General features: G+C 68.5%; 20 protein-coding genes. 15 read left to right on the top strand and 5 right to left on the bottom strand.

From position 1 onward, the window contains the following. Window positions 1–16 precede the first annotated feature (16 nt). The gene (locus AOZ06_RS08720) at window positions 17–559 is read left to right on the top strand and encodes a cysteine hydrolase family protein (RefSeq protein WP_054288970.1); all 543 of its coding nucleotides are present in this window, start codon (window positions 17–19) and stop codon (window positions 557–559) included. Here AOZ06_RS08720 and AOZ06_RS08725 read toward each other — a convergent pair whose 3' ends face one another. Further along, complete coding sequence (locus AOZ06_RS08725; RefSeq protein WP_054288971.1) at window positions 560–1,957, bottom strand: MFS transporter; 1,398 nt, start codon at window positions 1,955–1,957, stop codon at window positions 560–562. 90 nt (window positions 1,958–2,047) lie between these two features. Continuing rightward, window positions 2,048–2,503, bottom strand: a complete 456-nt coding sequence (locus tag AOZ06_RS08730; RefSeq protein WP_054288972.1) for an Lrp/AsnC family transcriptional regulator — start codon at window positions 2,501–2,503, stop codon at window positions 2,048–2,050. A 79-nt stretch (window positions 2,504–2,582) separates the two neighbouring features. Between AOZ06_RS08730 and AOZ06_RS08735 the strand changes: the two genes are divergently transcribed. Genes AOZ06_RS08735 through AOZ06_RS08745 form a run of 3 tightly spaced genes read left to right on the top strand, consistent with a single transcriptional unit; the run spans window position 2,583 to window position 6,032 of the window. Then, entirely contained in the window at window positions 2,583–3,989 is a 1,407-nt protein-coding gene (locus tag AOZ06_RS08735) for a pyridoxal phosphate-dependent decarboxylase family protein (protein WP_054288973.1), read from the top strand. 27 nt (window positions 3,990–4,016) lie between these two features. Further along, the gene (locus AOZ06_RS08740) at window positions 4,017–5,075 is read left to right on the top strand and encodes an NAD(P)/FAD-dependent oxidoreductase (RefSeq protein ID WP_225953177.1); all 1,059 of its coding nucleotides are present in this window, start codon (window positions 4,017–4,019) and stop codon (window positions 5,073–5,075) included. Beyond that, window positions 5,076–6,032, top strand: coding sequence for a LacI family DNA-binding transcriptional regulator (locus tag AOZ06_RS08745; RefSeq protein WP_054288974.1), 957 nt, complete (start codon window positions 5,076–5,078; stop codon window positions 6,030–6,032). It begins immediately after the preceding gene. Between the two features lie 4 nt (window positions 6,033–6,036). Here AOZ06_RS08745 and AOZ06_RS08750 read toward each other — a convergent pair whose 3' ends face one another. Beyond that, window positions 6,037–6,618 carry a hypothetical protein gene (locus AOZ06_RS08750; protein WP_169798883.1) on the bottom strand — a complete coding sequence of 194 codons (582 nt, stop codon included), beginning with the start codon at window positions 6,616–6,618 and terminating at the stop codon, window positions 6,037–6,039. 362 nt (window positions 6,619–6,980) lie between these two features. On the opposite strand from AOZ06_RS08750, the gene AOZ06_RS08755 reads away from it, so the two are divergent. From AOZ06_RS08755 to AOZ06_RS08770, 4 genes are read left to right on the top strand one after another with little or no spacing between them, the layout of a single operon-like run. Then, window positions 6,981–7,496 carry a YbaB/EbfC family nucleoid-associated protein gene (locus tag AOZ06_RS08755; RefSeq protein WP_225953178.1) on the top strand — a complete coding sequence of 172 codons (516 nt, stop codon included), beginning with the start codon at window positions 6,981–6,983 and terminating at the stop codon, window positions 7,494–7,496. Next, the gene (locus AOZ06_RS08760) at window positions 7,496–7,828 is read left to right on the top strand and encodes a hypothetical protein (protein WP_054288977.1); all 333 of its coding nucleotides are present in this window, start codon (window positions 7,496–7,498) and stop codon (window positions 7,826–7,828) included. The genes AOZ06_RS08755 and AOZ06_RS08760 overlap by 1 nt, the downstream gene beginning before the upstream one ends. After that, the gene (locus tag AOZ06_RS08765; RefSeq protein WP_054288978.1) at window positions 7,825–9,126 is read left to right on the top strand and encodes a hypothetical protein; all 1,302 of its coding nucleotides are present in this window, start codon (window positions 7,825–7,827) and stop codon (window positions 9,124–9,126) included. The genes AOZ06_RS08760 and AOZ06_RS08765 overlap by 4 nt, the downstream gene beginning before the upstream one ends. Then, on the top strand, window positions 9,123–10,274 hold the full coding sequence (locus AOZ06_RS08770; protein WP_054288979.1) for a hypothetical protein: 1,152 nt from the start codon (window positions 9,123–9,125) through the stop codon (window positions 10,272–10,274). Before AOZ06_RS08765 ends, AOZ06_RS08770 begins: the two co-directional genes overlap by 4 nt. Here AOZ06_RS08770 and AOZ06_RS08775 read toward each other — a convergent pair. Further along, on the bottom strand, window positions 10,204–10,923 hold the full coding sequence (locus AOZ06_RS08775; RefSeq protein WP_054296505.1) for a TetR/AcrR family transcriptional regulator: 720 nt from the start codon (window positions 10,921–10,923) through the stop codon (window positions 10,204–10,206). The genes AOZ06_RS08770 and AOZ06_RS08775 overlap by 71 nt on opposite strands. Window positions 10,924–11,027: 104 nt before the next feature. Between AOZ06_RS08775 and AOZ06_RS08780 the strand changes: the two genes are divergently transcribed. From AOZ06_RS08780 to AOZ06_RS08805, 6 genes are all read left to right on the top strand, one after another. Beyond that, window positions 11,028–12,413, top strand: a complete 1,386-nt coding sequence (locus tag AOZ06_RS08780; protein WP_236952139.1) for an MFS transporter — start codon at window positions 11,028–11,030, stop codon at window positions 12,411–12,413. Window positions 12,414–12,498: 85 nt separating this feature from the next. After that, window positions 12,499–13,326: a MaoC/PaaZ C-terminal domain-containing protein gene (locus AOZ06_RS08785; protein ID WP_054288980.1), complete on the top strand. Its 828-nt coding sequence runs from the start codon at window positions 12,499–12,501 to the stop codon at window positions 13,324–13,326. Then, window positions 13,323–14,504, top strand: a complete 1,182-nt coding sequence (locus AOZ06_RS08790; protein WP_054288981.1) for a lipid-transfer protein — start codon at window positions 13,323–13,325, stop codon at window positions 14,502–14,504. Before AOZ06_RS08785 ends, AOZ06_RS08790 begins: the two co-directional genes overlap by 4 nt. After that, window positions 14,501–14,932 carry a type II toxin-antitoxin system Rv0910 family toxin gene (locus AOZ06_RS08795; RefSeq protein ID WP_054288982.1) on the top strand — a complete coding sequence of 144 codons (432 nt, stop codon included), beginning with the start codon at window positions 14,501–14,503 and terminating at the stop codon, window positions 14,930–14,932. The genes AOZ06_RS08790 and AOZ06_RS08795 overlap by 4 nt, the downstream gene beginning before the upstream one ends. Continuing rightward, entirely contained in the window at window positions 14,932–15,768 is an 837-nt protein-coding gene (locus AOZ06_RS08800) for an SDR family oxidoreductase (RefSeq protein ID WP_054288983.1), read from the top strand. Before AOZ06_RS08795 ends, AOZ06_RS08800 begins: the two co-directional genes overlap by 1 nt. A gap of 7 nt (window positions 15,769–15,775) precedes the next feature. Further along, window positions 15,776–16,780 (top strand): AraC family transcriptional regulator, encoded by a 1,005-nt coding sequence (locus tag AOZ06_RS08805; protein WP_054288984.1) that lies wholly within the window; start codon window positions 15,776–15,778, stop codon window positions 16,778–16,780. Window positions 16,781–16,788: 8 nt separating this feature from the next. Here AOZ06_RS08805 and AOZ06_RS08810 read toward each other — a convergent pair whose 3' ends face one another. Continuing rightward, on the bottom strand, window positions 16,789–17,874 hold the full coding sequence (locus tag AOZ06_RS08810; RefSeq protein WP_054288985.1) for a CaiB/BaiF CoA transferase family protein: 1,086 nt from the start codon (window positions 17,872–17,874) through the stop codon (window positions 16,789–16,791). 170 nt (window positions 17,875–18,044) lie between these two features. Here AOZ06_RS08810 and AOZ06_RS08815 point away from each other — a divergent pair, with 170 nt between their 5' ends. Continuing rightward, entirely contained in the window at window positions 18,045–19,778 is a 1,734-nt protein-coding gene (locus tag AOZ06_RS08815; protein WP_054288986.1) for a pyruvate dehydrogenase, read from the top strand. Window positions 19,779–20,327 lie beyond the last annotated feature (549 nt).

Consider the following 20,327-nt stretch of genomic DNA (forward strand, 5'->3'; position numbering starts at 1 on the left):
GGCTAGGGTGGGTGGCATGAAGCCGGCGTTGGTGATCCTCGACGTGCAGGAAGTGCTCCTCCCGCTGATCTGGCGCAGCGCGGAGCTGGTCGGCCGGATCGCGTCATTGGCGCGTGCGGCGCGGGAAAGCGGTGTCCCGGTGGTCGCTTTCCAGCAGATCGGGGAGAGCGGGTCGTTCTTCGACCCCGAACAGCCGCGGACGCGGCCCGCGGACGGGCTCGCGCTGCAACCGTCGGACGTGGTGATCCGCAAGACCGCCACCGACGCCTTCTACGGCACCGAACTGGCCGCTGTGCTGGTGGAACGCGAGATCGACACGCTCGTGATCACCGGTGTGTCCACGGACTACTGCGTCGACGCGACCGTGCGCTCGTCCTTGAGCCACGGCTTCGACGTCGTGCTGGTCGAGGACGGCCACGCGCCGGTCACCGAAGGCGATCCCGCCGCGGGGCTGGCACCCGAGCAGATCGTGGAGCGGCACAACCGGATTCTCAGTACCGGCATGCACCCCGGTGGCTCGGTGCGCGTCGTGCCCGCGGCGGAGGTCGCCTTCGGGTGATCACCGGACGGGATCGGTGCGCCGGGCGACGAACACGCCGATCACGGCGATCACGGCCAGGCCGAACAGCAGGAACTGGGCCGAGCGTTCCATCGACGGCGCGCCGAGGTTGACCAGCAGGCCGCCGAGCGCCGAGCCGAACGACAGGCCGATCAGCTCGACGGTGTTGATGCCCGCCGAGGCCTTGCCCGCCTCGACCGGGTCGCTCGTGCTCCCCATGACCGCGACCAGCTGATGCGGGAACGCGATCCCGATACCCGCGCCCGCCACGGCCAGCGCCACGAACCACACCACGACCAGCCACGGACCGGCGTCCTGCTGCTGGAACAACCCGGTCACGATCAGCCCGGCGGCCAGGATCGCCGGGCCGGCGATCCGCATCCGCCGCAGTGTCGCCGGGCGGGTGGCGTTGGAGCTGAACAGCATGGTCACCGACCAGCCGACCGACACCGCGGCGCCGAGGAACCCGGCCACCAGCGGCTCCAGACCGGCCAGCCGCTGGCCGAACAGCGGGGCGAACGCCTCGGACACCGTGCCGATGGCGAGGATCCCGATGGACAGGTACATCCACTTCAGCGGTGAGCTCGCGCTGTAGGTGGACGCGGGCAGCACGCGGACGGCGCTGTGCCGTTCACGCCGGATGAACCACGCGATCACAACCAGCGCGACCGCGATCGTCACAGCAACCCACACGAGGTCGGACAGCACACTGGCCACGCTGATCAACGCGGCTGCCGACGCCAGCACGATCAGGGACAGGAACGGCACCGGCTCGGAAACCTCGGCCTGCGCCGACCTGGGCAGCGCACGCGGGACGATCAGGGCGATCGCCACGCCGAGCACGGCCAGCAGCCAGAACGCCAGCCGCCACGCGCCGAACTGGGCGAACGCGCCGCCGATGGCGGGCCCGGCCAGCGTGCCGAAGCCCCACATCGCGGAAACGAGAGCGGTTGCCTTGGCCCACAATCGTTCGGGGTACGCGGCCTGGATGACGGCGTACCCGAGGCCCGCCAGCAGCCCGCCGCCGACGCCCTGGACGCCCCGGCCGACGAGCATGACCACCATGGTCGGGCTCAACGCGGCCACGACCGTCCCGGCCAGGAACGGCACCAGCGCGATCAGGTACGCCATCCGCGGCCCGCGCCCGGCGACCAGCCGGCTGACGAACATGGACGCGATCACCGACGTGATCATGAAAGCCGTGCTGCTCCACGCGTAGAGCCGTTCGCCGCCGATCTCGCTGATGGCCGTCGGCAGCAGGCTGGTGGTGAGGAACAGGTTGGTCGCGTGCAGCGCGACCCCGCCCGCCAGCACGAAGGAAGTCGCGAACCGGCCGGGCCCCAGCAGTTCGCGGAAGGTACCGCTCGCGGGAGCCGCGTCCGCGTGTGTCGTCGCCATGCAGCGAACGTAAGACTGCAAGTGAACTTGAAGTCAATGGTGACCCGCGCCTCACCAGCCCGTACCGGGTTCGCAGGAGCGGGATCACCATCAGGGAGGTGCCCAGCCGCGGCTGGATTTCACCGTGCTCATCGTGAACTGCGAGTGGGTCCGCGCGACTCCGGGCAGTGCCGTCAGCTTCGACATGTACAGGGCTTCGTAAGCGTCCAGGCCGGACACGGATATCCAGATCAGGTAGTCGGGGTGGCCGAACATCCTGCGGCACTCCGCCACTTCGTCGATCTCGCGGATCTCCGCTTCGAACGCCTCGATCGTCTTCTTGTCCTGGGCGGCCATCTCCACGTGCAGCAGGACCTGGAAGCCGCGGCCGACGGCCGACGGGGAGACGGCCGCGTGGTACCCGGTGATCACCCCGCTGCTTTCCAGGTTGCGCACCCGCCGCAGGCACGGCGACGGCGACAGGCCCACCCGGTCGGCCAGTTCGAGGTTCGTCAGGCGGCCGTCGCGGGTCAACTGGTCAATTATTGCCCTGTCGATCGAATCCATGGCATGTGTCTCTACTTTCGCCGATCAAGTGCGGCATATTTGGCAGCACATTCTAGCCGGTTCTGGCTAGTTTGTTCCCATGCCTCTAGACCTCACCGAACAGGAACGGGCCGACGCCGGTCGTGAGCTGGTGGCGCTCCTGGATTCCTACGAGCGGTCCATCCCGGCGCGGCCCATCGTCCCCGTGCTGGACCGGGAAGTCCTCCGGGGACTGCGCGAAGACCCTTTCCCCGAGCGGGGACTGGGGGTCGCCCGGCTCTTCCGGGACATCAGGGACAAGGTCCTGCCGAACTCGACCACCGTCGCGCACCCCAGGAACCTGGCGTACGTCCTCGGCCCGCCCAACGGCATCGCGCCGTACACGGAAGCCATCGCCGCGGCCATCAACCAGAACTGCAACTTCTCACAGTTGTCCCCGGCGGCGAGTGTCATCGAGCAGTCCGTCGTGCGTTGGCTGACCGGGTTGTTCGAGTGGGGCGACGGGTCCGGCGGGATCATCACCGACGGCGGTTCGATGGCCACGCTCAACGCGCTGACCACGGCCCTGCACGAGCACTGCCCGGACTTCCGGGCGACCGGGCTGCAGGCCGGCCGGGCTCCGCTGGTGCTCTACACCTCGCAGGAGGCCCATCGCAGCGTGCAGAAAGCCGCCGCCATTCTGGGGCTCGGCGTGGACAACGTCCGTTCGGTCCCCACCGGAGCCGATTTCCGGCTGCGGGCCGACGTGCTCCGCCAAGCCGTCGAGGCCGATCGCGCCGCCGGGCTGCGGCCGTTCTGCGTCGTGGCGACCAGTGGCACCGTGGCCACCGGTGCCATCGATCCGATCGGCGAGATCGCCGACATCTGCGCGGATCACGGCCTGTGGCTGCACATCGACGGCGCATACGGCGGTCTGTTCGTACTCAGCGAGCGTCTGCGTGGTTCGCTGGCGGCCTGCACCCGTGCGGACTCGATCAGCGTCGACCCGCACAAGTTGCTCTTCGCGCCGCTGGAGGCCGGGTGTCTGCTCGTCCGTGACCGCCGCAAGCTCGCCGACGCCTACTCGTTCTCCTCGTCCTACCTGCCCGGCGGCGACGATTCGCTGCTGGTCGACTACATGGACTACGGGCCGCAGTTGTCGCGTGGTTTCAAGGCTTTCAAGGTGTGGAGCGCTGTGCGGGCATTCGGCGTCAGTGCTTTCCGGTCCGCGATCGACGACAACCTCGATCTCGCACGGTATTTCGCTGAACGCGTGTCGGCCAGCCCGGTCATGGAGTTGATGGCGCCGGTCACGCTGACCGCGGTGTGCCTCCGGATCACCACGATCGCCGAGTCCGCTCACGACAGTGTCCTGCGGCAACTCAACGCGGACGGCACGGCGTTGCTCGGCCCGGTCCGGCTCAACGGCCGCGACGGCATCCGTGCCTGTGTCACCAACTACCGGACCACCAAGGCCGACATCGATCTCGTGGCCGACCGGCTCGCCGGGATCGCCGCCGAGGGTTGACACCGCGCCTAGCATGTAACTAGTTACATGACTCGTGACCTGCGGGTTCGCCAGGGGGTGTGGATGGTCGCGCACGTGGTGGTGATCGGTGCCGGCGTCTACGGGGCCGCGGTGTCCGCGTCGCTGACCAGGCGAGGCGCCCGGGTCACGGTCGTGGACGCCGGCGCGCCGGGCGGTGGGACATCCGGCGCGACCTTCTCGTGGGTCAACTCGTGCGGCAAGCAGCCCCGGGCCTACCACGACCTGAACGTAGCGGGCATGCACGCGCACCGGGAGTCGGGTGGTGACTGGTTCCACGAGGGCGGCAACCTGGAGTGGGCCGACGGCGCCGGCATCGAATCGTTGCGCCACAAGGTCACCGGCGTCCTCGACTACGGCTACGAGGCTCATTGGCTCGGCAGAGCGGAGGCGTTGCGGCTCGAACCGGACATCGATCCCGCTGTGCTGCCGGACGACGGCATCGCGTTCTTCCCCCAGGAAGGCTGGGTGGAGCCGACCCGGATGGTCGCTCACCTGCTGTCCGGCATCGAGGTGATCCGGGACGCGGTCGTCGGCTTCGATGTGCGCGGGGACCGGGTGCGCTCGGTGCGGCTGGCCGCCGGGCAGGAGATCGCCGCCGACGCGGTGGTCAACTGTGCCGGGCCGCGTGCGGCCGACGTGGCGGGGTTCGCCGGACTGCACCTGCCGATGTGCAACAAAACCGGCGTGCTCGTGTACACCTCGCCTGTCGCGGTGTCGATCGCACGCGTCATCCACGCGCCGCAAGTCCACATGCGCCCGGACGGTGGCGGGAGACTGTTGCTGCACAACGAGGATCTCGACGTCGGCCAGATGCTCACGGCCGCCCGTGCGGTCTACCCGGGGCTGCGGGACGGCGACGTGGAAAGCGTGCGGGCGGGGGAGCGCCCGATTCCTGCGGACCGGCTGCCGGTGCTCGGACGCGTGCTCAGCCTGCCCAACTTCCACTTCGCCGTCTCGCACAGCGGCGTGACCTTGAGCGTGTACGCGGGCGAACAGGTCGCCGCCGAGGTGCTCGGCGAAGACCGGGACGACGTGCTGAGGCCCTTCAGGTTCGAGCGGTTCTAGATGAAACGGGCGACCATCGGTGACGTGGCCGCGTGGGCAGGAGTGTCCACGGCGACGGTTTCCCGTGTCATCAACGGAGGCGTGGTCGCGGAGCCGACCGCGGCCAGGGTGTGGGCGGCGATCGCCGGTCTCGGCTACAGCCCGAACGCGCTGACCAGGAGCATCTTCGCCGGGCGGGCCAGCACGATCGGTGTGGTGATCAGGGACCTGAGCAGCCCGTACTACCTCGACCTGATCCGTGGCATCGACGAGGTGGCCGCAGCCGAGGGCAGTCTGGTCATGCTCGGCAACACCTACCGCGTGCACGACCGGGAAGCCGCGCAGGTGCGCGCGATGGACGAGCAGCGTGTCCGCGGCCTGATCGTCACGACCGGTGAAGCGGCCGATCCGCACGCCCGCCGGGTGGCCGAGAACGGCACGCCCTGCGTGATCGTCTCGCGGATCGTGCCGGGCATGCACTCGATCAGCCTGGACAACGTCGCCGCCGGTCGGCTCATGGCCGCGCATCTGACCGCGCACGGCCGGTCGTCCGCCGGTGTGGTCACCGCCGGCTGCCGGCCCGCGCAGGCCGAACGCGTCGAAGGACTCCGGCAAGGCATGTCTGTACCCGGCAACGCGCTGTTCTCAGCGGAGAACGAGGTGGAGGCCGTCGAGGCAGTCGGTTCGTTGCTCGCGGGCAATCCGGGGCTGGACGCGGTCGCCTGCATGGGCAGCCGCCTGACCGCGTCCGTCCACACAGCGCTGACCGCGCACGGTGTGTCCATCCCGGACGATGTGGCTTTCCTGACCATGGACGACTTCCCGTGGGCGGCGGCCCTCGGTGTCACGGTGGTTTCCCAGCCCACATACGAAATGGGCCGGAAGGCCGCTGAACTAGTCGTCCACCCGGCCGGCGGGACGGCGGCGGTGGTGTTCGAGCCGGCCTTGATCGCCCGGTCCTCCTGCGGCGAGCGTTGACCCCTCAGCGCCTGGCCCGCTTGTCCATGTCCCTGGCGAGGGTTTCCAGGCCTGGCTTCATCTTGTCGGCCGGAGTGGGCGAGTCGCTGAAGAAGCCCTTGGTGGAACTCGTGTACTCGATCCGGTAGAGGGTGGATCCGGTGCGGACGTACAGCATGAGCATGGTGAGTTCGCCGTACTGGGTCTGGTACAGCTTGCGCTGGTTGCCGAACTTGAACCGGGGATCGTCCAGCACCTGGGGTGAACCGGACGACGGCGGCCGGGCGAAGTCGTCGAAAGCCGTGTCGGGATCCGGTGTGGCGGAGTCGCGTTTCACCGGTTTGACTTCGATGATCGCCGTGGTCAAGGTCGCGCCGTCGGTGCCCTTGCGGGTCCCGTAGTCGCACTTGACCGACGTCTCGTTCTGGCTGCCGCCGCTGTACACGCCCACCTTGGCGGCGTCGAGTGCCTCGCTGTTCACCGCGCATTCCTTGGCAGGCCGCCCACCGGCGGGTTCCACGCCCGCGTCGGTGTTCACCTCGACGAGCCGCAGTGTCACCAGCGCACCCGCGCAGAGCACGACGAGGGCGATCACGATGGTCACCACGACCATGGGCACCTTGTTCCCGGGTTTCGGCGGGCCCGGTGGTTGTCCCGGCCAATGCCCTTGGCCCGGTGGGTAAGGCGACTGTCCTGGATGGAACTGCGGCGGATGCGGCTGCTGGTGTTGTCGCTGTTGCGGCGCCCACGCTGGCTGTTGTGGCTGCTGCTGCCATCCCGGTGTCGACATAACCCCCGCCTGACCAATTGACTCCGAATCGGATAGTACGGCTCGGCCGAAACGGCGTCGACAAAAGCCGGAAATACGAACACGGTGTCAAGGGAACCGGGCGCGCGGCTGTCGCGTCCAAACTGTCCACAAGGTGACAGCGGGGGTGCTCGTGATTCGAGAATCGGTTCGGGGGCGTGATGACTGATCCACAAGAGATGATCGCCGGGTACGAACAGCGCACGGCGGCCCTGCTGGAACGCGCGGAGGAGGCCAAGGCCAAGATCCAGGACCTGACCGGCACGGCGACGAGCCAGGACTCGGTGGTGCGGGTCACGGTCGGTGCGAGCGGAGCGCTGATCGACCTCTCGTTCGGCGCGAAGGCCGACGAGATGCCCAAGGACCGGCTGGCCGCCCTGGTCATGGCGACCGCGAAACGCGCGCAGGCCCAGGCCGTCAGCCAGATCGCCGTGATCATGGCGCCGGTGATCGGTGACGACAGCGACGCGATGCGGTTCGTCAAGGAGCAGATCCCGGACGTCGAGGTCCCCGACGAGCCGGAGCCGGAGCCGGAGACCTCGCGCTTGGCTGTGCTCAACGAAGAAGAGCAGGAACAGCAGCGGCCTGAGCCGCCCCGCCGTCCCGTGCGCCCGGCGCCGGACGACGAGGTCGACTTCGACCAGCAGGACTTCCTCAAGCGGGACGGTGATCGGTGATGCCGGACGGATACGCGGTCGACCTCAAGGTCCTCGAAGCCCACGAACGCGAACTCAAGGCGCTGGTGGCCGGCCTGCCCGACGCGTCGGACGCCGCATCGGACTACATCGGCAACATGCAGACGTTCGGCGTGCTCGGTCAGTTCCTCGCGGCGGCGATCCTCAGCGAGTGGACCGGCGAGGCCGAGAACTACGTCGGCAAGGTCAAGCAGGCGGGTGACGACGTGGTCGCCAAGTTCGCGCTGATGCGGCAGGCCTACGACGACAACGACCAATCGCTCAAGCAGGCGTTCCACCAGCTCGCCGGCGGCATGAACGGGGCGAAGCCATGACACAGCCGGAAAGCCCGATCAAGGCGACCGAGGACTTCGAACTGGGCAGCCTCGGGTTCTCGAACTTCGACAGCCCGACGCAGGCGTGGGACTCCTCCGGCATCTTCGGCAGCGCCGCGAACGCGATCTACGACGGGTTCAACGGCAACTGGGGCGCGCTGGCCGGTGACATGGTCGGTGTCGGCCTCGACCTGCTCGGTGTCGTGATGGACCCGGTCGGCAGCATCCTGTCCGGTGTCATCAACTGGCTGATCGAGCACATCGGCTTCCTCAAGGAGCCGCTCGACCTGATCGCGGGCGATCCGGACGCGGTCACCGCGATGGCGACGACGTGGACCAACATCTCCACCCGGCTGCAGCAGACGTCGGAGAAGTACTCCACCACGCTGAGCGCGCTCGACGGCGAGACCGGCCAGGCGATCGACGGCTACCGCAAGGCCGTGCGGGACTTCTCGACGGTCGTCGCCGGTGGCGCGAGCCACGCGCAGTCGGCAGCACAGGCGATGACCGTGGCCGCGTCGGTTGTCGGCGTGGTGCGCGGCACCATCCGGGACACGATTTCGAGCTTCCTGTCGAAGGTGATCATCAAGTTCGCCGCGGCGTCCGCGTTGACCCCGATCACGTTCGGCGCCTCGCAGGCGGCTTTCATCGCCGACACGGTCGCGTCCGGCGCCGTCCTGGCCGGCAAGAACGCCAAGAAGGTCAGCAAGATGGTCAAGCAGCTGGAGAAAGTGGCCGACGACGCCAAGAAGTCGCGCAACATCATCAAGGGCTCGGTGCGCAACCTCGACCGCGGCGCCGGCAAGTACACACAGGACGCCGCGAAGCACGCGAACAAGTCGCTCGCGATGGTGAAGAAAGCCGCCGCGGGCAAGCTCAAGCCGGGAGAGCTCGACAAGCTCACGGATCTGGGCAAGCGCGGCGACGATCTGGTGAAGGCGCAGAAGGAAGCGACCGAGTCGCTGATCAGGACCCAGCTCGGCAACGCCCACCTGCCGACCGGGATCGACAGCCCCAGGCTCACCGCAGTCAAGGACAAGCTCGAAGTCGAGGTCGGCGGCGCGACGTTGCCGAAGGCGCCGAAGGTCGTGGCGACCGGTGTCACCCAGGCGACGAGCGACCAGACACACCGCGAGCAGGACGGCCAGGTCAAGCAGGACAAGCGCGACAAGGAGTGGCGCGAGCACTGGGAAGAGGAACGCCGCGAGGCAGCGCAGCCGCCGCCGGTCTACGGTCCGCACAGCACGGTACGGTCTGAGCCGACTGACGGGAAATGGCAGGCCGAAGGGGAACTGTGACTGCGGCATTGCACCGCGCTGCCGGGCTGGTGATGCTTCTCGTCATCACAGCGGCTCCGATCGGCGCACTGGTGGCCGAACGCGCGTGGGACGAACGTCTCGGCTTCGCGGCGGCGCTCGCTGGCAACGCGGAGCTGTTCGTCGGTGGCGCGGGCGTTTTCTGTCTGCTGTCGCCCGCGCTGGTGCTGATGTGGCGCCGGACGTCGACGTGGCCCGTGCTCGGCTGGTGGCTTGCCGGGTACGGGTTCTTCGCGTTGCTCGGTGCTTGCCTGCACACCGCGACGACCTCCCGGGGATCCGGGCGTGAATGGGCCCTGATGGCAGTGACCGTCGCGATGGTCGGTGTCGTCTGGTTGTTGAACCAGGTTCTGAGCTGGGTCGTGACCTGGCCGGTCACATACGGGCTGATGACGTCCGAGCTGGACATCCTGTTCACCACGCGCGGGTGGAAGGCGAGGCTGTGCGTACGGCACGACCGGCTCGCGGTCGACAGCATGTCGTCGGTGTGGCGGCGCTCCAGGGACCGAGTGACGATTCCGTGGCACACGTTGCGATCAGTCACAGTGGAACGGGTGCTGCAGGACACCGTCTGCCAGGTGCTCGTGTACTCGGGCTCAGTGCAACCGCGTGTGCTGGAGTACACGGTTCGGCAAGGGCCCGCGGTCCGGGTCACCGGGACGATGCGGGACATGCTCCTGCCGGTCAACGAGCGTGACGCGGAGAAGGTCGTGACGGCGATCGAGACCCGCGCGCGGGACGCCGAGCGTTACGAGCTGCCGTCGGACGAGGGCTGGTGGGTGCTGAAGGACGGCCTGAGGAAGTTGTGGCGCCGCGACACAGCGCATCACCGCAGCGAGTACCGGCCGTGGGGGCTCGCCGTGGTCGCGCTGGTGTGCGTGTCGGCGATCGTCTCGCCCTTCTGCTTCGGCCTCTTCTGGATGCTCGGCCTCGACATGGGACGCGTCCGCGCACCCAAGGCGGTCGTCTTCGGGGGGACGATCCTGTTCGCCGCCGGTGCTTTCTTCGTGTTGCGCACCCTGCGGGAGAAGTACGAGACATTCTGGCGAGGGCAGGACTTCATCGAGGCGTACCCGAAGCCGACCCCGGCGAAGCCGACGGAGCCGGACGTCGACCCGACGCTGCCTTGATGCTCAGGACCAGGGTGTCCGTGATGTGCGCGAAGAGTTCGTCCGTGGTCGGGGCCGGTCCGGCGAGTGCTTCGGTGAGGTGGGGCAGGTCCAGGTCGCCGGTCAGCCAGGCGGCCGGGACCGGTGACAGCCCGGCCGGTTCGCGGTAGTCGATCAGCAGGGCGAAGCCGAACAGCTTCAGGGCGAGTTCGGCGTGCACCTGGAGGGCTTCGGTGCGGGACAGGCCGATGGCCCGGAGCAAGCCGAGGAACGCGTCGGGATTGCGCAGCCGTGCCGGGTGCACGCCACGCACACTGATCTTCTCGTCGAGCGAGACGAGCAACGCGCGCGGGAATTTCCGGTACAGCGCGCGCATCTGGGCGCAGTACGCCCGCACGCCGTCTTCCCAGCGCTCGGGGTCGAGTTCGGGGACCTCCCACTGCGACAGCATCAACTGGGCGGCGAGTTCCACCACTTCCTGGCGGTCTTCGACGTAGTTGTACAGCGCGCGCACGGTCACCCGCAGGTCCTCCGCGAGCCTGCGCATGGTCACCGCGGGGAAGCCCTCGGCACCCGCGAGGCGCAGCGCGTGCTCCGCGATGAGCTCACGCGTCAGTGTCGGGCGGCCTTTCCGGCTGGCCGGGCGGCGTCTGGTGCGTGGTTCGGTCATCACGGCCAGCGTAGCGGGCTTGAACTTCACATAGTGTTGACTTTAATGCTACGGTCCTCCCGTCGGTAAGGGAGTCCTTACTTGGGGGTGTTGTGGCTCAGGACGTGTCCACCAGGCAGGCGCGGGCGGTGCTCGCGCTGGTCACCGCCGGGTCGCTGCTGGTCGTCATCGACATCGTGATCGTCACCGTCGGCCTGCCGCAGATCCAGCGCGACCTGGGCGGATCGCTGGCAGGCGTGCAGTGGGTGATCGTCGCGTACACAGTCACCATGGGCGCGGTCACGCAGGTCACCGGCACGTTGTCGGACCGGCTCGGCAGGCGGACCGTCTACCTGACGGGCATCGTCCTGTTCACCGCGTCGTCGTTGGCGTGCGGCCTCGCGCCCGGCGTCGTGTTCCTCGACGTCGCACGTGGCCTGCAGGGGATCGGCGGCGCGATCCTGATGGCCAACAGCCTGCCGCTGATCTCGCACGAGTTCGAGGGCCAGCGCCGCAACATGGCGATCGCGACGTGGACGACCGCGGCGACGGCCGCGGGCCTGATCGCGCCCGTGCTGGGCGGCGTGCTGGTCGACGTCACCAGCTGGCGTGCGATGTTCCTGGTCAACGTGCCGGTCGGGGTGGTCGCCTTCGTGCTCGCGTACGCGAAACTGCCCGCACCGCCGCGTTCCGGCGCTGAACGGCAACCCATCGACTGGGCCGGGGCGGTGCTGCTGATCGCGTCGCTCGGGCTGCTGACGTTCGCACTGCTGCGCGGCGGGGACCAGGGCTGGGGATCAGCGCCGACGATCGTCCAGTTGGGACTGGCCGTCCTGCTGTTCGTGGTGTTCCTCGGCATCCAGAAGCGGGCGCAGGCGCCGACGCTGGAACTGTCGCTGTTCCGCGTGCCCGCGTTCACCGGTGCCGTGTCGGCGGTCCTCATGTCACGGGTGCTGACCATCGGCGGCACTGTCTACTTCGTCCAGTACTTCCAGGGCGCACTGCACTTCACCGCAACCGGGACCGGCCTGATGCTCGTACCGGGCGCGGTGGCGCAGATGGGGGCGGGGATGCTGGCGGGCAAGCTCCAGGCGCGGTTCCCGCCCGGCCCGATCGTGGCACTCGGTTACGCCTGCAAGGGCGTCGCCGCCACGTGGCTGGGATTCGCGATGAGCCCGACGGCCGGGGTGGTGACGCTCGCGGTCCCGCTGCTGATCTGGGGGTTCGGTGGCGGGATCGCGGGCGCACCGGTCATGTCGGTCGCCATGGGAGTCGTGGACAAGCAGCACGCGGGAATGGTCGGCGGCACGGTCACGACTCTCGCGGCCATAGGCGGCGGAATCGGTACGGCGGTGCTCGGAGTGCTGTACACAGCGCACGCCCAGGGAACGACCGAGGACGCGGTCGCGTCAGGCGCATCGGCCGTGCTGTTCGCGTCCGCCGCCCTCGCCGTGGTCACGCTCGCGCTCGTGCTTGTGTTGATCAACCCAAGGAGCGTTCCTGGGCGGTGACGGCCGGCTGCGTGCGCGTCGCGGTCACGAACTGCGCGAGGCGCGGTCATTCGCTTAGGCACCGGAAGTTCATAACCTGGATGACATGAGCTTTCACCGCGAAGTGATCGGCGTGTGGGGCGAACCCGTCGAGTTCCCGGTCACGCGGGACCACATCATCGCGTACACCAGGGCGACGAACGACCCGACCGGCGTGCACCTGGCAGGTGACCAGGCGCCGCCGGTGTACGCGGTCGTGCCCGCCTTCCGCACGATGGCCGACACCACCCTGTCGGCCGCGCCGGACGAGCTGATGGCACGGATCCTGCACGGTGAGCACGACTTCCACTTCCACCGGCCGATCGTGCCCGGTGACGTGCTGACCTGCCGGGCCAAGGTGACCGGCATCCACGGCAAGTCCTCCGGTGTCGTGGTGACCACCAAGCTCGAGACCCGCGACGCCGGGGACGGCCTGGTCAACGAGCAGTACTTCGTCGGTTTCTTCCGCGGCGGCCAGTTCGGCGAGGCTCTCGGCGAGGCCGCCCCCGGCCACCTCTTCGACGAGGGCCTGCGCGGCCGTGACCCGGACCGGGTCACGGCCCAGAAGTACGACGACGACCAGACCTTCCGGTACGCCGAGGCGTCCGGCGACCCGATGCCCATCCACCTCGACGACGACTTCGCCAGGTCGGTCGGGCTGCCCGGGATCATCGTGCACGGGCTGTGCACGATGGCGTTCGTCTCCCACGCGTTGCCCGATCCCGAGAGGCTGTCGCGCTTGGCGGTGCGGTTCAGCGCACCCGCCCTGCCACGGAACACGATCACCACGTCCGGCTGGCGCACGGACGGCGGGTACACGTTCGAGACCGTCACCGACGAGGGGACAACAGTGATCAAGGACGGCCTGGCCCACTACGCGGGAGCCGCAGCATGAACAAGGTCTACGTGGTCGGCGTCGGGATGACCAAGTTCGAGAAGCCCGGCGGGGACCGGGACTACCCGGCGATGGCCAAGGAAGCGGGCACCAAGGCCCTCGAGGACGCCGGGGTCTCCTACGACAAGGTGCGGGAGGCGTACGTCGGCTTCTGCTACGGCGATTCGACGTCCGGCCAGCGCGCGGTCTACGAACTGGGCATGACCGGGATCCCGGTCGTCAACGTGAACAACAACTGTTCGACCGCGTCCACCGCGTTGTTCCTCGCGGCCCGTGCCGTGCGCGGTGGCCTCGCGGACTGCGCGCTGGCGCTGGGTTTCGAGAAGATGAAGTCCGGGTCGCTGGAAGCCGGGCACACCGACCGGGAACAGCCGCTGCTGCGGCACATCGAGCGCCTGGCCCGGCTGCACGAGTTCCAGATGCCGGTGGCGCCGTGGATGTTCGCCGCCGCCGGGCGTGAGCACATGGCGCGGTACGGAACAACTGCCGAGCAGTTCGCCAAGATCGGCCTGAAGAACCACAAGCACTCGGTCAACAACCCGTACGCGCAGTTCCAGGACGAGTACACGCTCGACGACATCCTGGCGGCCAAGCCGATCGTCGACCCGCTGACCAGGTTGCAGTGCTCACCGACCTCGGACGGCTCGGCGGCGGCCATCGTCGCGAGTGAATCCTTTGTGGACAAGCACGGGCTCGCCGGGCAGGCCGTCGAGATCATCGGCCAGTCGATGGTCACCGACCTGGAGAACACCTTCGACGGCACCGCCGCCGGGATCGTCGGGCTGCACATGACCAAGGCCGCCGCGCTGGAGGTCTACGAGCAGGCCGGAATCGGCCCCGAGGACATCGGCGTGCTCGAGCTGCACGACTGCTTCTCGGTCAACGAACTGCTCACCTACGAGGCGCTCGGCCTCTGCGGCCCCGGCGAAGGCGGCAAGCTCGTCGACAACGGCGACACCACCTACGGCGGCAAGTGGGTGGTCAACCCGTCCGGCGGGCTGATCTCCAAGGGCCACCCGCTCGGCGCCACCGGCCTGGCCCAGTGCGCCGAGATGACCTGGCAGGTCAGGGGAACCGCGGACGCGCGGCAGGTGCCGGGCGTCAAGGTCGCACTCTCGCACAACATCGGACTCGGCGGCGCCGCCGTCGTCACCGCCTACCGGGGAGCCGCCGCGTGATCACCATCGAGAAGACCACCGAACTGCCCGCGAGCGCCGAGAAGATCTGGTCCGCGGTGTCGGACCTGGCCCGCTGGGAGGACTGGCTCACCATCCACCAGAAGTGGAAGAGCGACCTGCCCGCCGAGATCAGCCTCGGCACCAAGGTCACCGGGGTGGCCAGCGTGCTCAACATGCCCAACACCATCGAGTGGACCGTGGACGAGTGGGACGTGCCGAACAAGCTGGCCATCAGCGGCAAGGGCATGGCCGGTGTCGAGGTGGCCATCTCGCTTGCCGTCTCACCCCACGGTGACGGGTCGAAGCTGGTCGTGGTGTCCTCCTTCGCCGGGCAGATGATCGTCGGCGCGATCGCCGGTGCGATCGAACGCGCTTCGAGGCAGGAGCTCGACACCTCGCTGGCCAACCTCGCGAAGCTGGTGGCGTGATGGGGCTCCTGGACGGACGCGTCGCGATCGTGACCGGCGCCGCGCACGGCATCGGCCGTGCGCACGCGCTGCTGCTGGCCAGGGAAGGCGCCCGCGTCGTGGTGAACGACGTGGAAGCCGAGCCGCTCGCCGAAGTCGCCGACGCGATCGGCGGCGAGGCCCACACCGGCAGCATCGCCGACTGGGACAACGCGAAAGCCCTTGTCCAGCAGGCGGTCGACTCGTACGGCCGGCTGGACGTCGTGGTCAACAACGCGGGCATCCTGCGTGACTCGTTCCTCGCGTCGACCGAGGAAAGCCAGTTCGACGCGGTGATCGCGGTGCACCTCAAGGGACATTTCGCCGTGATGCACCACGCCGCGGCGCACTGGAAGGCCGAGTCCAAGGCGGGCAGGCAGCCCAACGGCGCGATCATCAACACGTCGTCCATCTCCGGCACGACGATGCCCAACCCGGGTCAGACCGTGTACGGCGCCGCCAAGGCGGGCATCGCGGCGATGACGCTCGTCGCGGCCATGGAGATGGAGCGGTACGGCGTACGCGTCAACGCGATCGCGCCGATCGCCCGGACCAGGCTCACGCTGGCCACGCCCGGCATGGGCGCGATGTTCGCGGCCGAGGTCCCCGAAGGGCAGTTCGACGCGTTCGACCCGGCCAACATCGCACCGGTCGTCGCCTACCTGGCCAGCGAGAAATGCCCCTTCACCGGCAAGGTCTTCACGGTGCAGGGCGGGGCGATCTCGCTGCTGGAAGGCTGGCGGACCGTGGGCAACGTGGAGCGCGACGGGCCGTGGGACGCCGCGGAACTGGGCGAGCAGCTCTCCGTTTGGGCATAGTGTTCGCATGTCGACGCAGACGGTGCCGATCCACGTCGTGCATCGGCTGCTCAAGCAGGCACAGCGGCGTGGTGTGGACATCACGCCGCTGTTGCGCGCGGCGGGTATCCCCGGCGACATCGCCTACCGGCCGAAAACCCGCGTCACCGTCGAGCAGATGGCCAAGGTCACCCAGGACCTGTGGAAACTGACCGACGACGAGCTGTTCGGCATCGGCCCGCCGATCCCGCTCGGCACGCTCAAGTTCGTCACCCTGTCGATCATCCACGCGCCCGACCTGCGCACGGTCGTCATCCGGACCTGCGGGGCCAGCCGCGTGCTGACCGGCGTGCCCAGGATCAAGGCGCGGTTCGGCGAATCGACCACCCGCGTCGAGCTGGACGTCAGCAGGCTCGACGACCCGGAACACCTCGGCACGGAACTGCTCGTCGCCCTGGTGCACCGGTGGACGAGCTGGCTGATCGGGCGCCGGATCGCACTGCGGTGCGTGCAGCTGCCGTACCCCGTGCCGCCGTACGCCGCCGACTACCACGCGATGTACGGCCGGATGCCGGTGTTCGACGGCCCGGACGGCACCGTCGCGCTGGAGTTCGACTCGGCGCTGCTCAGCGCGCCGGTCGTGCGTGACGAGAACGACCTGGCCGACTACCTCAGCGACCAGCCAGGCGTCTGGTACGCCCGGCGCGACTACGGCAGCACGACAGCCGACCGGGTCCGCAAGATCCTGGAACGCGGGCTGCGCGGGACGTGGCCGGCGGCCGAGGAGATCGCCGACCGGTTGTCGGTCAGCGTGCAGCACCTGCGGCGGTTGCTGCGCGAGGAGAAGACGTCGGTCAGCGGGATCAAGGAGGAGATCCTGCGGGACGCCGCCATCGACAGCCTGGTCCGCGGCGAGGAATCGGTCGACGACCTGGCCGTGCGCCTCGGCTTCTCGGAGGCCAGCGCGTTCCGGCGGGCCTTCCGCCGGTGGACCGGCAGCCCACCCGGCGCGTACCGCGCCGACGAGCACTGACACACGCGCTAGCCCAGGTCGACGGCCCAGCTGTCCAGCATGGCCTTGGCGTCCACAGTGTTGAGTGGTCGTGGCGGGTCGGCTGGTGTGCGGCTGAATCGGGGCGCCGGAGCGGGCTGCCGGGTTCCGCCGACGTCAACGAACGCCGTGCGGGCGGTGTTGTGCGGGTGGTCCGGCGCTTCGAGGGGCGTGAGCACGGGAGCGACGCAGGCGTCGACGTCCGCGAAGACGCCGGCCCATTCGTCCATGGTGCGCTGCTTGAACACGGCCGCCAGTTGTTCCCGCAGCTGGGGCCAGCGGCCAAAGTCGTACTGGTGTGGCGCGTCCTCGATGCCCAATGTGGACACCAGCTGGTCGTAGAACTCCGCTTCGACCGCCCCGACCGAGATGTAGCGGCCGTCGGCGCATTCGTACGTGTCGTAGAAGGGCGCGCCGGAGTCGAAGAGGTTCCCGCCGCGCGGGTTCGGCCAGAGCCCCACGTCCCGCATGCCGTGGATGAACGTCATCAGCAGCGACGAGCCGTCCACCATCGCGGCGTCGACCACCTGTCCCTGGCCGGACGACTGGCGTTCCAGCAGCGCCGCCAGCACGCCGAGCGCCATCAGCATCCCGCCGCCGCCGAAGTCGCCGACCAGGTTCAGCGGCGGCACGGGCCGGTGCCCGGCGGGGCCGATGGGATCGAGCGCGCCGGAGATCGCCAGGTAGTTGATGTCGTGGCCGGCTCGCGGCGCCAGCGGGCCGTCCTGCCCCCACCCGGTCATCCTGGCGTAGACCAGCCGGGGGTTGCGCTCGAGCAGGTCGTTCGGGCCGACCCCGAGTCGCTCGGCGACACCGGGCCGGAATCCCTCGGCGAACACGTCGGCCGACTCCACGATCCGGATCAGCGTGGCCAGGTCCCCGGGGTCCTTGAGGTCCAGCGCGATCGTGCTGCGGCCGCGGTCGAGCACACCGGCGGGCAGGTCCAGCCCGCGGGCGCGGCTGCGGCGGTCCACGCGCAGCACGTCGGCGCCCAGGTCGGCCAGGATCATCGCGCCGAACGCGCCCGGCGCCAGGCTGGCGAGCTCGACGACCCGGATTCCGCTGAGAGGTCCCATGCGTCCAGCGTGGTGCAGCCGCGCGCACGACGGCATGACCGGCGCGCTCCATGTCTGTGACCGTCCCGCGCACGAAAGGGGACACGCCTCACCCAGTGGAGCACCTCACTCCGAGTGGCGGCCACGCGCAAGCGGTTGTACTGCTGAAATGACAGGAAGGGGCACACCTCATGGCCACTGTGGCTGATCAGCTCGTCCGGACGTTGCGTGACGCGGGCGTCGAACGCGTGTACGGCATCGTCGGCGACAGCCTGAACACGATCGTGGACGCGATCCGCAAGACCGACGGCATCGAATGGGTGCACGTACGCCACGAGGAAGCCGCGGCGTTCGCGGCCGCCTCAGAGGCCCAGGTGACCGGCAGACTGGCGGTCTGCGCGGGCAGTTGCGGTCCGGGCAACCTGCACCTGATCAACGGCCTGTACGACGCGCACAGGTCAGCTGCGCCGGTGCTGGCGATCGCCTCGCACATCCCGTCGGTGCAGATCGGGACCGGCTTCTTCCAGGAGACGCATCCCACGCAGCTGTTCGCCGAGTGCAGCCACTTCAACGAGCTGGTCACCGAGCCCGAGCAGATGGCGCGGCTGCTGCCGATCGCGATGCGGACCGCACTGGGCAAAGGCGGTGTCTCCGTACTGACGATTCCGGGCGACGTCGCGCACCTGAAGGCCGCCGGGCCGACGTCGTTGCCGGTGCCGCTGGCGACCGCGTCGCCGGTCGTACCGCCGCAGGACCAGGTCGCCGAACTGGCAGAGCTGTTGAACACGGACGAGAAGGTGATGCTGTTCGCCGGCGCCGGTGCACGCGGTGCGCACGCAGAGGTGATGGCCCTCGCCGACCGGCTGGCAGCGCCGGTGGGACATTCGCTGGGTGGTAAGGAGTGGATCCAGTACGACAACCCGTTCGACGTCGGAATGAGCGGCCTGCTCGGCTACGGAGCCTGCTACGACGCGATGCACGAAGCAGACCGGGTTGTCCTGCTAGGTACAGATTTCCCGTACGCCAACTTCCTGCCGCAGGCCCACACGGTCCAGGTCGACATCGACCCGGCAAGACTGGGCCGCCGGACACCGCTGGACCTGGCCGTGCACGGCGACGTAAAGCTGACAATCGACGCCCTGCTGCCGTTGCTCCGGGAGCGCACCGACCGGTCGTTCTTGGACAAAATGCTCCGCGAGCACGTACGCGAACTGGAGAAGGTGGTCGGCGCGTACACCGAGCGCATCGACAAGCACCGCCCGATCCACCCCGAGTTCGTCGCCGCTGTACTCGACGACGTAGCCGACCAGGACACAGTGTTCACAGTGGACACAGGGATGTGCAACGTGTGGGCCGCCCGCTACCTCACGCCCAACGGCCGCCGTCGCGTGCTCGGCTCGTTCCGCCACGGCAGCATGGCCAACGCACTGCCCCACGCAATCGGCGCCCAGCTCGCACACCCCGGACGCCAGGTCGTGTCCCTGTCCGGCGACGGCGGCCTCGGCATGCTGATGGGCGAGCTGCTGACGGTGGCAGCAACGAACATCCCGGTGAAGGTGGTGCTGTTCAACAACTCCACACTCGGAATGGTCAAGCTGGAGATGCTCGTCGACGGGCTGCCGTCGTTCGGCACAGACCACCCCTCGGCGGACTACGCGGCGATCGCCGCGGCCTGCGGAATCCACGCCACCCGAGTCGAAGACCCCGCAGCACTCCGAGAAGCGCTGACCAAGGCCTTCGCCCACCCAGGACCCGCGCTGGTGGACGTGGTCACAGACCCGAACGCCCTGTCCATCCCACCGCACATCACCGGCGAAATGGTCCGAGGCTTCGCCATCGGCGCGACCAAGACCGTGCTGCAAGGCGGAGTCGGCAAGATGATCGAACTGGCAAGAACAAACCTGCGCAACATCCCCCGCCCATGAACGCAAGTAAGAAAAGAACCCAACCACACCAAGAGCCACCCGACCACAACGGCCCGCGCACACAAGTGCAGGCCAACTCCGAGCGGCGAGCGGGAGCGCGGAACCGGCCCAAGCACCCTGAGCAACAGCCAACCCAAGCGGCGTGCACAACCACGAACCAGCCGAGCAACTGGAGCGGTAGCCAACCCCGAGCAGCGCGCAAGCGCAAAACAGGCCCAAGCACCCTGAGTGACAGCCAACCCGAAGCGGCGAGCGCGCAAGCGCAGATGAGGGCTTCGGGCAGGAGCACCCACGCCACCAAGAGCACCCACCAAGAAGTGCAACCATCCGGCAGGAAGAACACCAAACACAAAGCTCCTGCCCAGAGGTCAGCCTGTGGCGAGGGAAAAGCACGTTCCGTGCAAGGAAAGCAAGGAAACCCGAAAACGAAGCCCAAACAGAAGAAGAACAAGCAAAGACCGCACCGAACGATATAAAAAACCGACCCAAGAACCAAGGAGTGACCCAAGTAACACAACCCCGTAACGCACCGTTCGTTCTCAAAAGAGC

This window comes from Kibdelosporangium phytohabitans (assembly GCF_001302585.1).
Taxonomy (GTDB): Bacteria; Actinomycetota; Actinomycetes; order Mycobacteriales; family Pseudonocardiaceae; genus Kibdelosporangium; species Kibdelosporangium phytohabitans.

Excerpts from the sequence above, each read along its gene's own strand:
- AOZ06_RS08810 (WP_054288985.1), bottom strand. The coding sequence starts at position 17,874 with ATGGGACCTCTCAGCGGAATCCGGGTCGTCGAGCTCGCCAGCCTGGCG.
- AOZ06_RS08740 (WP_225953177.1), top strand. The coding sequence starts at position 4,017 with ATGACTCGTGACCTGCGGGTTCGCCAGGGGGTGTGGATGGTCGCGCAC.
- AOZ06_RS08790 (WP_054288981.1), top strand. The coding sequence starts at position 13,323 with ATGAACAAGGTCTACGTGGTCGGCGTCGGGATGACCAAGTTCGAGAAG.
- AOZ06_RS08735 (WP_054288973.1), top strand. The coding sequence starts at position 2,583 with ATGCCTCTAGACCTCACCGAACAGGAACGGGCCGACGCCGGTCGTGAG.
- AOZ06_RS08720 (WP_054288970.1), top strand. The coding sequence starts at position 17 with ATGAAGCCGGCGTTGGTGATCCTCGACGTGCAGGAAGTGCTCCTCCCG.
- AOZ06_RS08800 (WP_054288983.1), top strand. The coding sequence starts at position 14,932 with ATGGGGCTCCTGGACGGACGCGTCGCGATCGTGACCGGCGCCGCGCAC.
- AOZ06_RS08745 (WP_054288974.1), top strand. The coding sequence starts at position 5,076 with ATGAAACGGGCGACCATCGGTGACGTGGCCGCGTGGGCAGGAGTGTCC.
- AOZ06_RS08765 (WP_054288978.1), top strand. The coding sequence starts at position 7,825 with ATGACACAGCCGGAAAGCCCGATCAAGGCGACCGAGGACTTCGAACTG.
- AOZ06_RS08730 (WP_054288972.1), bottom strand. The coding sequence starts at position 2,503 with ATGGATTCGATCGACAGGGCAATAATTGACCAGTTGACCCGCGACGGC.
- AOZ06_RS08785 (WP_054288980.1), top strand. The coding sequence starts at position 12,499 with ATGAGCTTTCACCGCGAAGTGATCGGCGTGTGGGGCGAACCCGTCGAG.
- AOZ06_RS08815 (WP_054288986.1), top strand. The coding sequence starts at position 18,045 with ATGGCCACTGTGGCTGATCAGCTCGTCCGGACGTTGCGTGACGCGGGC.
- AOZ06_RS08725 (WP_054288971.1), bottom strand. The coding sequence starts at position 1,957 with ATGGCGACGACACACGCGGACGCGGCTCCCGCGAGCGGTACCTTCCGC.
- AOZ06_RS08805 (WP_054288984.1), top strand. The coding sequence starts at position 15,776 with ATGTCGACGCAGACGGTGCCGATCCACGTCGTGCATCGGCTGCTCAAG.
- AOZ06_RS08775 (WP_054296505.1), bottom strand. The coding sequence starts at position 10,923 with ATGACCGAACCACGCACCAGACGCCGCCCGGCCAGCCGGAAAGGCCGC.
- AOZ06_RS08755 (WP_225953178.1), top strand. The coding sequence starts at position 6,981 with ATGACTGATCCACAAGAGATGATCGCCGGGTACGAACAGCGCACGGCG.
- AOZ06_RS08760 (WP_054288977.1), top strand. The coding sequence starts at position 7,496 with ATGCCGGACGGATACGCGGTCGACCTCAAGGTCCTCGAAGCCCACGAA.